Genomic DNA, 14,494 nt, shown 5'->3' with positions numbered 1-14,494 from the left:
GTTCCTCCGGGCGGCAGAACCTAACCGTTCGCTGCACGCGCCGTCCGCGCCGTCTCCGGAAGCGGGCCGCACTAGCAGTCGGAGCGCGCTCCGACCAAGCCGCCCGGCGCGATCCGGGCCCGCCGGTACACTCGTCCTGAGCGGAAGGAGGCTCGTTCGCATGGATGAGCGCAACGACGAACAGCCCGACACCGGCACCGGTCCCACGCCGCGGACCGCCATGGACGCGGCTCGGGAATCGGGTCAGTACTCCCCGCGAGCGAGCGACACCGCTCCGACCCTCCTGCCCGACGGCGTGCGGATCACCCCGCCCGTCCCGCGGCGCCGCTCCACCGCCCCTGCTCCGGTCGAGGACGAGGACGCGATCGACGTCGGCCGCCTCGGCCTGCCGCCCTCGCGCTCGCACGCTCTCGTGCCCCCGGAGCCGAGTCCTGCTCCGACCCCCTCACCGGCTCCCGCTCACCCGTCCGGCGCGAACGGACCGGTCTCGGCGGGGATCCCCGCCCGAGCGGAGTCCGCCGAGAAGCCCGCGGCGTCCGAGTCCGCGGGGGAGCCCGCCGCCGTCCCCACGCGCCGCGACCGCCTCCGCGCCGAGTCCTCGAGCGCCGCTCCCGCCCCGTCCGCGCCGAGCGCCGCCGTCCCCGAGTCGGCGTCGATGCTCACCCCGGACAGGCTCCTGGAGGTCAACCGCAAGACCCGTCCCGCTCCCACGGGCGGCTGGCACCGCTTCCTCTACGGCCTGACCTTCCACACGGTCAACCTCGGCGACTCCGCGAAGGTGAAGGCGTGGAAGGCGATGGACGAGCGGATCGGCCGGCAGTTCGAGGGCGGCACCCGCTTCGTCCCGGTCATGACCCGCAAGGGCGGCGTCGGCAAGACGACGGTCACGACTCTCCTGGGCATGGCCCTCGCCGACGCGCGCGAGGACCGCATCATCGCGGTCGACGCGAACCCCGACCGCGGCACCCTGGCCGAGCGCGTCCCCAAGCAGACGCGGGCGACCGTCCGCGACGTCGTGAACCGCGCGGCCGGCGTGACCGGGTTCACCGAGTTCTCGACGATGGTCTCCCGTGACGAGACCCGCCTCGACGTCCTCGCCTCCGACACCGATCCGCAGCTCTCCGAGGCGTTCGACGAGGACGACTACAACGTGGTCGCCGACCTGGTCGAGCGCTTCTACTCGATCATGCTCACCGACTGCGGCACGGGCATCGTGCACTCGGTGATGCGGCCCACGCTGCAGCGCGCCGACACGGTGGTGATCGTCTCGGGCGGCAGCGTCGACGAGGCCCGCCTGGCCTCCGAGACCCTCACCTGGCTGGACGCGAACGGCTACGGCGCCCTGGTGCGCAACGCGGTCGTCGCGCTCAACACGGCGACGCAGGGCACGAGCCTGGTGAAGCTGGAGGAGATCGAGTCGCACTTCCGCTCCCGCGTCCGCGACATCGTCCGCATCCCCTACGACCCGGTGCTCGCCGCCGGCTCCGTGGTGAAGTGGGAGCAGCTGCGCGAGGGCACGAAGGACGCCGCGCGCCTGCTCGCCGCGCTCGTGGTCGAGGGCATGCCGGTCCGACGTGTCTGAGCCCCGGGCCTCCGGGGCGGCGTCCGCCGCGCACCAGGACCGCACCGACGGACCCGACGCGTCCACCGACGGCTTCGACCTGATCGTCATCGGGGCCGGCTCCGGCAACTCGATCGTCGGTCCGGAGTTCGACGGCCTGCGGGTCGCGATCCTCGACGACGGCGAGTGGTTCGGCGGCACCTGCCTCAACGCCGGCTGCATCCCGACCAAGATGTTCGTCCATGTCGCCGACGTGGTCACCGACGTCGACCAGGGCGGCCCGATCGGCGTCCACTCCCGCCTCCGCCGCCCCGAGTGGGCCGAGGTGCGCGACCGGGTCTTCGGCCGGATCGACGCGATCAGCGAGGGCGGGTTCGAGTACCGCGATCAGCGCTCCCCGAACGTGACCGTCCTCCGCGAGAGCTTCGGCTTCGAGTCGCTCGGAGACGGCGACCGCCCGCACGTCCTCGTCAGCGCCAGCGGTGCCCGCATCAGTGCTCCGCAGGTGGTCGTGGCCGCCGGCTCGCGGCCCAGGCCGCTCCTCGCCGCGTACGCGCCCGACCCCCGCATCCAGGACTCCTCCTCGGTCATGCGGCTCGACGACCTTCCCGAGCGGATGCTGATCCTCGGCGGCGGCGCGGTGGCCGTCGAGTTCGCCCACGTCTTCTCCTCCTTCGGCACGGCCGTGACCGTCGCCGTCCGCGGCGACCGCCTCCTCCGCGCCCTCGACGAGGACGTCTCGCGCCGGTTCACCGGGATCGCCGCCGAGCGGTACACGGTGCTCACCGGAGTGAGCGCCGAGAGCGTCGACGCCCGACCTGACGGGCTCCGCGTCGCCCTCAGCGACGGCACGACGGTCGAGACCGACCTTCTCCTCGTCGCCCTCGGCCGCGACCCCAACAGCGACACGGTCGCCGCCGCCTCCGTCGGGATCGATCTGCACGAGGACGGCCGGATCAGCGTCGACCCCGAGCAGCGCGTCCTCTCCGGCGGACACCCCGTGCCCGGCCTCTTCGCCCTCGGCGACGTGTCGTCCCGCTGGCAGCTCAAGCACGTCGCCAACCACGAGGCGCGCCTCGTGGCGCACAACCTCCTGCACCCGGGCGAGCTGCTCTCCGACACCCTCTCGCCGGTGCCCGGCGCGATCTTCGCCCACCCGCAGATCGCCCACTTCGGGCTCACCGCGGCCGAAGCGCGGGACCAGGGCCTGGACGTCGTCACCGTCACCCAGGAGTACGGCTCCACCGCCTTCGGCTGGGCGCTCGAGGACGACTCCAGCGCCTGCCTCCTGGTCGTCGGACTCGACGGCGCCCTCCTCGGCGCGCACATCATCGGGCCGCAGGCCAGTATCCTCATTCAGCCGCTCGTCCAGGCCGCCAGCGCCGGCACCGGCATCCGCGGACTCGCCCGCAGCCAGTACTGGCCGCACCCCGCAGCGAGCGAAGTCGTCGAGAACGCCCTCCTGAGCGCGGAGGAGGCCCTGAGGGAGCGCACCACATGACCGAACGCCAGATCCGCATCTTCGGGGACCCGGTGCTGAAGACCCCGTCCACGACCATCGAGACGGTCGACGCCGGCGTCCGCGGCCTCGTCGAGGACCTCGTCGACAGCGTCCGCCCGCCCGGACGCGCCGGCGTCGCAGCCCCCCAGATCGGCGTCAACCTCCGCGCCTTCAGCTACAACGTCGACGGCGTCATCGGCTACATCCTCAACCCCGAGATCATCGAGCTCAGCGGAGACCCGCAACCGGTCGACGAGGGCTGCCTCTCCGTCCCGAACCTCTGGTACCCCGCGATCCGCTACCCGCACGCGAAGGTCCGCGGCACCGACCTCGACGGCAACGAGATCGTCCTCGAAGGCGACGGCCTCATGGCCCAGGCCCTCCAGCACGAATGCGACCACCTCGACGGACGCCTCTACCTCGACCGCCTCTCCCAGGACGACCGGCGCGCCGCCATGAAGGCCGTCCGGGAATCCGACTGGTTCTGAGTTCGATTCCGGGCCGGTCCCTGCCCGGCCCGGCGCGGTCGGCTCAGCGAGGTGGGGGCGTTCCGTGGAGCGTCGTGCGATCCGCCGACGGTGAAGCGCTGGCACGCGCTTCACCGGATACGGCTGTGTTGGTGGGGAGCCGGTCCTTGCCCGGCTCCGCGCGGTCGGCCGCTCAAGATGGGCGCGTTCCGTGGAGCGTCGTGCGTTCCGCCGACGGGAAAGCGCTGGGACGCGCTTTCCCGGATACGGCTGTGTTGGTGGGGAGCCGGTCCTTGCCCGGCTCCGCGCAGTCGGCCGCTCGAGGTGGGCGCGTTCCATGGAGCGTCGTGCGTTCCGCCGACGGTGAAGCGCTGGCACGCGCTTCACCGGATACGGCTGTGTTTTGGGGAGCCGGTCCCTGCCCGGCTCGGCGCGGTCGGCTTCTCGGGGTGGGGGCGTTCTGTGGAGCGTCGTGCGTTCCGCCGACGGGAAAGCGCTGGTACGCGCTTTCCCGGATACGGCTGTGTTGAGGGGGAGCCGGTCCCTGCCCGGCTCCGCGCGGTCGGCTTTTCGGGGTGGGCGCGTTCGGTGGAGCGTCGTGCGTTCCGCCGACGGGAGAGCGCTGGGACGCGCTTTCCCGGATACGGCTGTGTTGAGGGGGAGCCGGTCCCTCCCAGGCTCATCGCGGTCGGCACCGCGACAGGGGCGCGTCGGGGAGAGCGTCGGGCGTTCTGCCGACGGGATAGAGCTGGGCGCGCTATTTCGGAGGCGGCTGCGATCGGGACGGCCTGCTGGTGACGCGGGGAGAGCGCGGGGTCAGCGGAGGGAGATGCCCTCGGTGGCGGGGGCGGCGGAGTAGACGGCGGCGATGGTGTCGGCGAAGTCGGCGAGGATGACGTTGCGCTTGATGCTCATCTTCGGAGTCAGGTGACCGCTCGCCTCCGTGAACTCGGTCGGGAGGATCACGAACTTCCGGATCGACTCGGCGCGGGACACGCGCTCGTTCGCCGCATCGACGGCCCGCTGCACCTCGGCCAGAACGACCGGGTTCACGGCCGCGTCCTCGAGTGAGAGGCCCTTGTCCTGCCCGTTGTTGGCGAGCCACGTCGGCAGCATCTCGGAGTCGAGCGTGACCAGTGCGGCGATGAACGGGCGCTGATCGCCGACGACGACGACCTGGCCGACCAGCGGGTTCGCGCGGATCGGATCCTCCAGCGCCGCCGGAGCGACGTTCTTGCCGCCGGCGGTGACGATGATCTCCTTCTTCCGCCCGGTGACGCGAAGGTACCCGTCCTCGTCCAGGGTTCCGAGGTCGCCCGTGCGGAACCACTCGCCGTCGAAGGACTCGGCCGTCGCCGCCTCGTTGTTCCAGTAGCCGCCGAAGACGTCGATGCCGCGCACCTGGATCTCGCCGTCGCCCGCGATCCGGATCGAGACGCCGGGCATCGCCGGGCCCACCGAGCCGATCTTGAACCGCTCGGTGCGGTTGACCGTGGCGGGCGCCGTCGTCTCCGTGAGGCCGTAGCCCTCGAGGATCTTGATGCCGAGGCTGTGGAAGAAGTGCCCGAGCCGGTCTCCCAGCGGCGCCGAGCCGGACACGGCGAAGCGGACGTTCCCGCCCATGGCGGTGCGCAGCTTCGAGTACACGAGCCGGTCGAAGAGGAGGAACTGCAGCTTCAGGGCGAGCGGCACCGAGCCCGCCTCGAGCGCCATCGAGTGCGCGACGGCGACGTCGGCCGCGCGGCGGAAGATCTTCCCCTTCCCCCCGGCCTCGGCCTTCTGCTCGGCGGAGTTGTAGACCTTCTCGAACACGCGCGGCACGGCCAGGAGGAACGTCGGCTTGAAGGACGCGAGCGAGGGGAGCAGCTGCCTGGTGTCGGCCTGGTGCCCCACCTTCACCCCGCCGTGCACGCAGAGGATCGCGATGAAGCGGGCGAACACGTGCGCCGTGGTGATGAACAGCAGCGTCGACGCGCCGGGCTGGTGGATCAGCTCCGTCAGGGCGACCGCCGAGTTGCGGCTGAGCTCGACGAAGTTCGAGTGCCGGATGATGCAGCCCTTGGGGCGGCCGGTGGAGCCGGAGGTGTAGATGATCGTCGCGATGTCGGTGCCGGTCGCCAGCGAGCGGCGGCGCTCGATCTCGGCGTCCGGCACGTCGACGCCGCGCGCGACGAGCTTGTCCAGATCGCCCAGCCCGATCTGCCAGGCGAGGCGGACCTCGGGAAGGTCGGCGCGAATCTCGTCGAAGCGGGCGAAGTGCTCGGGGGTCTCGACGATCACGGCGTGCGCGCCGGAGTCGGCGAGGTTCCACTGCACCTGTGCGGGAGAGGAGGTCTCGTACACCGGGACGAGGACCCCGCCGGCGAACCAGACGGCGAAATCGATCAGCGTCCACTCGTAGCGCGTCTTGCAGATCAGCCCGACCTTCTCGCCCGGCTCGAGGCCGACGGCGACGAAGCCCTTCGCGAGGGCCGTGACCTGGTCGAGGAACTCCTGCGCCGTCACATCGCGCCAGCCGTCGCCGTCGGGCAGCGCGAAGAGCGGGCGATCGGGCGTCTCGCGGACGCGGTCCAGCAGGAGGGCGGTCGTATTGGCCTGGGGATCGGCCGGAACCACCAGGGGGGAATCGAACTGGTCCACGGCAACTCCTTCGGTACCTGAATGAACGTCGTCTCCACCCTACCGGCGCGGCGCAAGCTGTGGATCCGTTCAGGGTAACGATCCAGGGGTGGCTCCGCGAGGAGGGCCGACACGCGTCGCCGGGTCTCGCCGCTGAGCCGCATCGGAGCGCTCGCGGTCACTACACTCGTCCTGGCCGCCGCTCAGGGCGGCCCGCCGACGCTGCCGCGCCGGTGGCGACGGGAAGGCGGTTCGCGTGCACGCGATCGGGATCGACATCGGCGGCACGAAGATCGCCGGAGCCCTGGTCGACGAGTTCGGGGGGATCCTCCGCGAGGACCGTCGGCCCACTCCTGCCGGGCACCCCGAGCTGATCGTCGACGTCGTGGTCGAGATGGTCGAGCATCTGCGCTCCGGCCTGCTCCCGGGAGACGTCTCCGCGGTCGGAGTCGCCGCCGCTGGCTTCATCGACGCCTCGCAGTCGATCGTCTACTACGCCCCGAACATCAACTGGCGCAACGAGCCCTTCCGCGAGAAGCTCTCGGCCCGCATCGACCTGCCGATCATCATCGAGAACGATGCGAACGCCGCCGGCTGGGCCGAGTTCCGCTACGGCTCGGGCCGCCTCGTCAGCGACATGCTGATGCTCACCATCGGCACCGGAGTGGGTGGCGCGATCGTCATCAACGACCGGCTGCTGCGCGGCGGCTTCGGCGCCGCGGCCGAGATCGGGCACATGCGCGTCGTCCCCGGAGGCCTGCCCTGCGGCTGCGGCGCGCGCGGCTGCATCGAGCAGTACGGCTCGGGCCGCGCGCTCCAGCGCTTCGCCGGCGAGCTGGCCGACGCGGGCGGGATCGGCCAGGGCATCGCCGACGCCCGCGCCCGCAACGGCGGCGAGCTGAACGGCCATCTCATCTCCGAGCTGATCACCGCCGGCGACCTCGGCGCCCTCGCGGCGCTGCGCCAGCTCGGCCACTGGCTGGGCGAGGCGGCGGCCAGCCTGAGCGCCGTCCTCGACCCGCAGATGTTCGTCATCGGCGGCGGAGTGGCGCAGGCGGGCGACCTCCTGCTGGACCCCATCCGCCAGGCCTACCTCGACAACCTCCCCGCCCGGGGCTACCACCCCGAGCCCGAGTTCCGCATCGCGGAGCTCGTCAACGACGCCGGAGTCGTGGGGGCCGCCGACCTGGCGCGCCTGCACGCGAGCTCCCTCTAGCGGCACCCGCCGCACCCGATCCGCCGCACCGCCGAGGAGCCCGATGTTCTACTGGTTCATGAAGCACATCGTCGCGGGCCCGCTCCTGAAGACGATCTTCCGGCCGTGGGTGGTCGGTGCCGACAAGGTGCCGCAGAACGGCGGCGTGATCCTCGCGAGCAACCACCTCTCCTTCATCGACTCCGTGATCCTCCCGCTGGTGATCGAGCGGAACATGGTCTTCCTCGCCAAGAGTGACTACTTCACCGGCAAGGGCCTCAAGGGCTGGGCGACGCGGACGTTCTTCACCGCCACGGGGATGCTGCCGATCGACCGCTCCGGCGGCAAGGCGTCGGAGGCCTCGCTCAACACGGGGCTCCGCGTCCTCGCGGGCGGCCACGCCCTGGGCATCTATCCCGAGGGCACGCGCAGCCCCGACGGCCGCATGTACCGCGGCCGCACCGGAGTCGCGCGCATGGTCCTCGAGGCCCGCGTGCCCGTGATCCCGGTCGCCATGATCGACACGGCGCGCATCATGCCCATCGGCAAGCGCCTGCCGAAGCTCGGCCGCATCGGCATCGTCTTCGGGGAGCCGCTCGACTTCAGCCGCTTCGAGGGCATGGAGGGCGACCGGTTCATCCTCCGCTCGATCACCGACGAGATCATGTACGAGCTCCTCGCCCTGAGCGGCCAGGAGTACCTCGACGTCTACGCGACCTCGGTCAAGGAGAAGCGCGCGGCCCTCACCCGCTGAGCGCGCGCTCGACGCCGGGCCCCCTCCCGGCCGAGCGCCCTGCCAGGCGATAAGCTCGTCAACCGCTGCCGTCCGTCCGGGCGGAGGCCCTCCGCGCGCCGCTGGCGCCCGTCAGAACCGGGAACACCCTCGTGGTCATCGATCCGAACGAACCGTACGTCCTCGCCGCCCCCTCCGTGGTCGCCGGCCTGGACTATTGGCGCGAGCTCGAGATCAAGCAGCAGCCGCAGTGGCCCGACGCGGAGGCCGTGCGAGCGGCGTCCGCCGAGGTGGCCGCGCTCCCTCCGCTGGTGTTCGCCGGCGAGGTGGACCAGCTGCGCGAGCGTCTCGGAGCCGCGGCCCGCGGCGAGGCGTTCCTCCTGCAGGGCGGCGACTGCGCCGAGACCTTCGCCGGAGCGACCGCCGAGCAGATCCGCAACCGCGTCAAGACCGTGCTGCAGATGGCCGTCGTCCTCACCTACGGCGCGAGCATGCCCGTCATCAAGATGGGCAGGATGGCCGGCCAGTTCGCGAAGCCGCGCTCGAGCGACCTCGAGACCCGCGGCGACGTGACCCTGCCCGCCTACCGCGGCGACATCGTCAACGGCTACGACTTCACCCCGGAGTCGCGCGCCGCGGACCCGCGCCGCATCGTGCAGGGCTACCACACCGCCGCCTCGACGCTGAACCTCATCCGCGCCTTCACACAGGGCGGATTCGCCGACCTGCGCCTCGTCCACTACTGGAACAAGGGCTTCACCGAGAACCCGCAGAACCAGCGCTACGAGCAGCTGGCCCGCGAGATCGACCGCGCGGTCAAGTTCATGGTGGCGTGCGGGGCCGACTTCGAGGGCATGAAGCGCACCGAGTTCTACACCGGCCACGAGGGCCTGCTGATGGACTACGAGCGCCCCATGACGCGCATCGACTCGCGGACCGGCACGCCGTACAACACCTCCAGCCACTTCATCTGGATCGGCGAGCGCACCCGCGAGCTCGACGGCGCGCACGTCGACTTCCTGTCGCGGGTGCGCAACCCGATCGGCGTGAAGCTCGGCCCGTCGACCACGCCCGAGACGATGCTCGAGCTGATCGACAAGCTCGACCCCGAGCGGGAGCCCGGTCGCCTCACCTTCATCACCCGCATGGGTGCCGGGAGGATCCGCGACGCCCTCCCGCCGCTGCTCGAGGCCGTCAAGCGGAGCGACGCCCTGCCGCTGTGGGTGACCGATCCGATGCACGGCAACGGGCTGACGACGCCGACCGGCTACAAGACCCGTCGCTTCGACGACGTGGTCGACGAGGTCAAGGGCTTCTTCGAGGCGCACCGCGCCGCGGGGACGCACCCGGGCGGCATCCACGTCGAGCTCACGGGCGACGACGTCACCGAGTGCCTCGGCGGCTCGGAGCACATCGACGAGGCGACGCTCGCCACCCGGTACGAGTCGGTCTGCGACCCGCGCCTCAACCACATGCAGTCGCTCGAGCTCGCGTTCCTCGTGGCGGAGGAGCTCCGGGGCCGCGCGATCTGATCCGGCCCCGACCGCCGGTCGAGTCCCCGTCGAGGGGCTCGACCGGCGGCGTCAGGTCGTGATGGTGATCGACAGTTGGATCGTCGTGCCGCGCTGCACGAGATCGCCGGCCTTGTTGGACTGGTTCGTGACCTTGGTCAGCTCGTTCGGCGCCGCGTCGATCAGCGGGCCGAGCGTCGTCAGGGAGTAGCTCCACGACAGGTCCGCCGCCTCGAGGGCCGCCTTCGCCTCGTCGCGGTTCATCCCCACGACGTTCGGCACGGCGACGGGCTCGGGCCCCTTCGACACGACGACCGAGACGGTGTCGCCGGTCACGGCGGGCGCCTCCGGGTTCGCCTGCGTGAGGACGACGCCCGCGGCCACGGTGTCGCTCCAGTCCTCGCCGCTGCGGTCGAGGGCGAGACCGGCCGCCTCCGCCTTCGCCGTCGCGTCGTCGATCGAGAGGCCGACGACGTTCGGGATCGGTCCGAGGCTCACCACCATCGCGATGGTGCTGGTCTCGGACATCGTCTCGGGCAGCGCCGATCCGTCCGGCAGCGAGGCGGAGACGACCACACCCGCGTCGACGTCGGCGTCGAAGATCTTCGAGACGTCGCCGACGGTGAAGGAGCCGCCCGTCACCGCGGCGGCAGCGTCGGCCTCCGAGAGGCCGGCGAGCGACGGGACCGGCAGCTGGCGCGGCCCGCTCGAGACGGTCAGTGTGATGACGGAGCCCTTGTGCACCCCCTGCCCGCCGGGCGGATCGGAGCTCACCACCGTCCCCGCGGGCACGGTGAGGTCGGGCGTCTCCTGCGGCTGCACCTCGAAGCCCTGCGCCTGCAGCTGGGCCGTCGCGTCCTGCTGCGACTGGCTGACGACGTCCGGGATCGACACGATCGCCCCGGGTCCCTCGCCGAACCACCAGGCCGTCCCGCCGCCGATGAGCGCCAGGAGGAGCACGACCACCGTGAGCAGGACGCCGCGGCGCCGTCGGACGCGGCGCCTGCTCGCGAGCCGGGCGACGGTGTCGTCGTCCTCGTCGACCACGAGCACCGCTCCGGGGGCCGGCGCCGGGTCGAAGACCGAGGTCTGCCCGGGCTCCGCCGGATCGAAGACGGCCGTCGCCGGCGCCGGATCGGCGACGGGCACCGGGAGGGGCGTGACCGCCTGGGTGTCGCCGCGGCGGTCGCTCGGTGTGATGCCCATGAGCCGCTCGGCCTCGAGCAGCTGCGCGAGCATGACACCGGCGTCGCGGGGCCGCATGTCCGGATCGCGCTCGGTCGCCCAGAGGACGAGCTCGTCGAGCGAGGTGGGGACGGAGGCGACCGTCGCGCTGGGGTACGGGACGGAGTCGTTCGCGTGCTGGTACGCGATCTGCATCGGCTGCTCGCCCGTGAAGGGCTGCTCTCCGGTGAGCATCTCGTAGATCATGATCCCGATGGCGTAGATGTCGCTGCGGGTGTCGGCGGTGCCCCGCGTGACCAGCTCGGGGGAGAGGTAGGCGATCGTGCCGAGGAGGGCCTGACCGGAGGCGGTGTTGGCGGAGGCGGCGCGCGCGAGGCCGAAGTCGCCGATCTTGATCCGGCCGTCGTCGGCGAGGAGCACGTTCTCGGGCTTGAGGTCGCGGTGGAGGATCCCGGCGCGGTGCGCGGCGGCGAGACCCGAGAGCACGGAGTGCATGATGTCGACGACCTGCTGGGCGGTCAGCCGGCCGCGTTCCTTGAGCAGGTCGCGCAGAGTGATCCCGGGGAGGTACTCCATCACCAGGTAGGCCATGTCCGAGTCCTGGCCCTGGTCGAAGACGCTGACCACGTTCGGGTGGGCGAGACGGGCGGCGGAGCGCGCCTCCTGGACGAAGCGGTTCTTGAACGTCGCGTCGTCGGAGAGGTGGCCGTGCATGACCTTCATCGCCACGCGGCGCTCGAGGCGCTGGTCGTGCGCGAGGTAGACCGTCGCCATGCCGCCGCGGGCGATCCTCGAGCGCACCTCGTACCGGCCGTCGACGAGACGGCCGAGGAGAGGGTCGAGCTGGCTGGTGGTCACGCGACGAGTCTAGGCAAGACCCCCGGGGGAACCGGTGAGCGACGCCCGGACGGCGCAGGACGGGCCCGACTCCTTCTCCGGGGCGCCCGCAGTTGGCGGCCCTCCGGGCTCGTGGCAGTCTTGACGCGTGACCGACTCGTCCGCTGCCCCCGCCACCTCGACCGATTCCGAGCTCGAGTGGCTGACCGTCCCCGACCTCGTGGAGCTGACCGGGCTCGGCGCCGGCCGGGTCCGCCGCCTCCTCGAGGAGCGCCACCTGCTCGGCACCCGCCGCGACGGCGTGCTGAAGGTCCCCGCCCTCTTCCTCCGCGACGGGGAGCCGATGAGCGAGATCCGCGGCACCGCGATCCTGCTCGCCGACTCCGGCTTCACCGACGACGAGGCGGTCGACTGGATGCTGACGGTCGAGGAGAGCCTGGGCACGAGCCCGATCGTCGCCCTCCGCGCCGGCCGCAAGGCCGAGGTCCGGCGGGTCGCCCAGGCCCTGGCCTGATCCCGCCGGTCCGCTCCTAGGAGGTGCGGACCGTGACCTGGGCGGCCAGCTCGCGCAGCTCCGCCACGCCCTCCGTGCGGAGCGGCGCGTCGGGGAGGACCGCGATCGCCGCGGCCACCTCCTGGTCGATGCGCTCCTCGAGCCGCTCGAGGGCGCCGCTGCCCGCGATGATCTCCTGCGCCCGCGCGATGGACGCCGCGTCGGCGTCGTTCCGGCCCACGACCGCGTCGAGCTCGGCCCGCTCGCCCGGCGAGCACGCGCCGCGGGCGAGGCCGAGCAGCACGGTGCGCTTGCCCTCCCGCAGATCGTCGCCGGCCGGCTTGCCCGTCACTGCAGGGTCGCCGAAGACTCCGAGGACGTCGTCGCGCAGCTGGAAGGCGATCCCGACCGGGAGCCCGAAGCGGCGCAGGGCGTCCAGCTGAGCGTCGTCGCCGCCGGCGAGGGAGCCGCCGATCACCAGCGGCGCCTCGATGCTGTACTTCGCGCTCTTGTAGACCACCACCCGCTCCGCCCGCTGCAGGTGCTCGTGCTCGGGGTGCTGCACCCACGCGCTCTCCTCGAGGATGTCGAGGTACTGGCCCAACGTGACCTCGGTGCGCATCAGGTTGAACTCCGCGCGCGCGCGCTCGGCCGCGACTCGATCCCCGAGCGACCACTCCGCCGCGGCGAAGATCTCGTCCGACCAGACCAGGAGGAGGTCGCCGAGGAGGATCGCGGACGAGCGGCCGAACTCGTCGCGGTCGCCGGTCCAGCCGCCGTCGGCGTGGAAGGAGGAGAAGCGCCGGTGCGCCGCGGGAGCGCCGCGGCGGGTGTCGGAGTTGTCGATCACGTCGTCGTGGACGAGGGCGGCGGCGTGGAACAGCTCCAGGCCGGCGCCCACCCTCGCGATCGGATCTGAGCCGCTCGGATGGGCCTCGCTCGAGGTGCTCGACACGGCGTTCCAGCCCGCCTCGCAGAAGCGCGCGCGGAACCGCTTGCCCCCGCTGAGAAAGTCCCGCGAAAGGTCGCCGAGGGCGGAGACGTCCTCTCCTATGGAGCGCAGAATTGGCGTGCGCCCGGTGAGGAATTCATCGATTCGGAGCTGGACGCGATCGACCAGTCGAGAGCTGTGGTTCACCCGACCAGCCTATGCACCGAAGGTGCCTGGTGCCTGCGTCGGGCTCGGTCTACACTGAAGCGCCGCCCGACCGGTCGAGCCCAGACGCCGCCTATTCCGGTGCCGATCCCCGAAAGGGTCGACGCCGCACCCTGAAGGGGTCACGATGCCGCTTTCGGAACACGAGCAACGGCTCCTCGATGAGATGGAGCGGAACCTCTACCAGAACGACGCCGATTTCGTGGCGGCGGTCGGCAAGGGGCGCGGCGGCACCAACTACCGAGCCCTCGTGCTCGGCATCCTGCTCGGCATCCTCGGTCTCGCCGTGCTCGTCGCGGGCGTGGTCGTGCGCCAGCCCCTCGTCGGCATCCTCGGGTTCGCCTTCATGCTCGGCGGCGTGATCGTGGCCATGCGCCCGGCCGCTGGCGGCTCCGCCGAGCCCGGCCTGCCCGACGTCGGCCGTCCGTCGAAGCCCCGCTCGGGCAACCGCCAGGGGTCCGGCTTCATGGACCGACTGAACGACAGGTGGGACAACCGCGGAGACGGGCGCGGCTAGACCCCCTCCGCTCCACCACAGGGTCGATCCTCACGGATCGGCCCTTTTTTCGTGCCCGCGGCCTCCCTCCCGCGACCTTTCCCCTCCACTTCGCCCCACTGTCGCGATTCCGCGGAAACACGCGGATGACCGGGGCCTCTCCGGCGCGCCCCGCGCCGCGCCGGGGTTGTGAGTGGGGGGAAGTGGAGTACTGTGGAGGACACACCATCCTTGGCCGGAAGAAGTGGGGGGCAGTCCGTGTTCCTCGGCACCTATTCCCCCAAACTCGACGAGAAGGGCCGCGTGATCCTCCCCGCCAAGTTCCGCGACGAGCTCTCCTCCGGAGTCGTCGTCACGCGCGGCCAGGAGCGGTGCCTGTACGTGTTCAGCCAGGCCGAGTTCGAGGTGATGCACGAGAAGATCCGGCAGGCGCCGGTGACCAGCAAGCAGGCGCGGGACTTCCTCCGGGTGTTCCTCTCGGGCGCGAGCGCCGAGACGCCGGACAAGCAGAACCGCGTGACCCTCCCGGCTCCGCTGCGTGCGTACGCGGGCCTCGACCGCGACCTCACCGTCATCGGAGCGGGCAACCGCGCCGAGATCTGGGCGCAGGGCGCCTGGGAGACCTACCTGCAGGAGCAGGAGTCCGTGTTCTCCGACACCCAGGAGGAGGTGATCCCCGGCCTGTTCTAGGTCCTGTCGCGCGACTCCCAGCCACTCGGCGCCCGGACGCACCTTCCCCG

Annotated in this window: 12 protein-coding genes; 9 read left to right on the top strand and 3 right to left on the bottom strand. The window is 71.7% G+C overall.

Annotated features, from left to right (window positions below):
• Positions 1–160: 160 nt before the first annotated feature.
• The 3 genes from C5C59_RS07550 to def are packed head-to-tail and all read left to right on the top strand — an operon-like array spanning position 161 to position 3,550.
• Entirely contained in the window at positions 161–1,582 is a 1,422-nt protein-coding gene (locus C5C59_RS07550; RefSeq protein WP_258062646.1) for a MinD/ParA family protein, read from the top strand.
• Positions 1,575–3,062: a mycothione reductase gene (locus tag C5C59_RS07545; protein ID WP_104238691.1), complete on the top strand. Its 1,488-nt coding sequence runs from the start codon at positions 1,575–1,577 to the stop codon at positions 3,060–3,062. Before C5C59_RS07550 ends, C5C59_RS07545 begins: the two co-directional genes overlap by 8 nt.
• On the top strand, positions 3,059–3,550 hold the full coding sequence (gene def, locus C5C59_RS07540; RefSeq protein WP_104222578.1) for a peptide deformylase: 492 nt from the start codon (positions 3,059–3,061) through the stop codon (positions 3,548–3,550). Before C5C59_RS07545 ends, def begins: the two co-directional genes overlap by 4 nt.
• A gap of 795 nt (positions 3,551–4,345) precedes the next feature.
• Here the strand turns inward: def and C5C59_RS07535 are convergent.
• Positions 4,346–6,169 (bottom strand): long-chain fatty acid--CoA ligase, encoded by a 1,824-nt coding sequence (locus C5C59_RS07535; RefSeq protein WP_104238692.1) that lies wholly within the window; start codon positions 6,167–6,169, stop codon positions 4,346–4,348.
• Positions 6,170–6,404: 235 nt separating this feature from the next.
• Here C5C59_RS07535 and C5C59_RS07530 point away from each other — a divergent pair, with 235 nt between their 5' ends.
• From C5C59_RS07530 to C5C59_RS07520, 3 genes are all read left to right on the top strand, one after another.
• The gene (locus C5C59_RS07530) at positions 6,405–7,364 is read left to right on the top strand and encodes an ROK family glucokinase (RefSeq protein WP_104222580.1); all 960 of its coding nucleotides are present in this window, start codon (positions 6,405–6,407) and stop codon (positions 7,362–7,364) included.
• A gap of 43 nt (positions 7,365–7,407) precedes the next feature.
• A complete protein-coding gene (locus C5C59_RS07525; protein WP_104222581.1) occupies positions 7,408–8,097 on the top strand; it encodes a 1-acyl-sn-glycerol-3-phosphate acyltransferase in 690 nt (229 codons plus the stop codon).
• A 176-nt stretch (positions 8,098–8,273) separates the two neighbouring features.
• A complete protein-coding gene (locus C5C59_RS07520; RefSeq protein WP_104222617.1) occupies positions 8,274–9,608 on the top strand; it encodes a class II 3-deoxy-7-phosphoheptulonate synthase in 1,335 nt (444 codons plus the stop codon).
• Between the two features lie 51 nt (positions 9,609–9,659).
• On the opposite strand, the gene pknB is transcribed toward C5C59_RS07520, so the two are convergent.
• Complete coding sequence (gene pknB, locus C5C59_RS07515) at positions 9,660–11,630, bottom strand: Stk1 family PASTA domain-containing Ser/Thr kinase (RefSeq protein ID WP_104238693.1); 1,971 nt, start codon at positions 11,628–11,630, stop codon at positions 9,660–9,662.
• Positions 11,631–11,757: 127 nt separating this feature from the next.
• Between pknB and C5C59_RS07510 the strand changes: the two genes are divergently transcribed.
• Positions 11,758–12,123, top strand: coding sequence for an Rv2175c family DNA-binding protein (locus C5C59_RS07510; protein WP_104238694.1), 366 nt, complete (start codon positions 11,758–11,760; stop codon positions 12,121–12,123).
• A gap of 16 nt (positions 12,124–12,139) precedes the next feature.
• Here C5C59_RS07510 and C5C59_RS07505 read toward each other — a convergent pair whose 3' ends face one another.
• The gene (locus C5C59_RS07505) at positions 12,140–13,240 is read right to left on the bottom strand and encodes a polyprenyl synthetase family protein (RefSeq protein WP_104238695.1); all 1,101 of its coding nucleotides are present in this window, start codon (positions 13,238–13,240) and stop codon (positions 12,140–12,142) included.
• A gap of 145 nt (positions 13,241–13,385) precedes the next feature.
• Between C5C59_RS07505 and C5C59_RS07500 the strand changes: the two genes are divergently transcribed.
• Together C5C59_RS07500 and mraZ are read left to right on the top strand one after the other, a co-directional pair.
• Complete coding sequence (locus tag C5C59_RS07500) at positions 13,386–13,775, top strand: DUF3040 domain-containing protein (RefSeq protein WP_104222585.1); 390 nt, start codon at positions 13,386–13,388, stop codon at positions 13,773–13,775.
• Positions 13,776–14,012: 237 nt separating this feature from the next.
• Positions 14,013–14,444: a division/cell wall cluster transcriptional repressor MraZ gene (gene mraZ / locus C5C59_RS07495; RefSeq protein WP_104222586.1), complete on the top strand. Its 432-nt coding sequence runs from the start codon at positions 14,013–14,015 to the stop codon at positions 14,442–14,444.
• Positions 14,445–14,494 lie beyond the last annotated feature (50 nt).

It is taken from the genome of Rathayibacter sp. AY1F4 (genome assembly GCF_002931775.1).
Lineage (GTDB): Bacteria > Actinomycetota > Actinomycetes > Actinomycetales > Microbacteriaceae > Rathayibacter.
The sequence above is the reverse complement of the archived record's forward strand: the minus strand, read 5'-3'. Positions and strand labels throughout refer to the sequence as shown.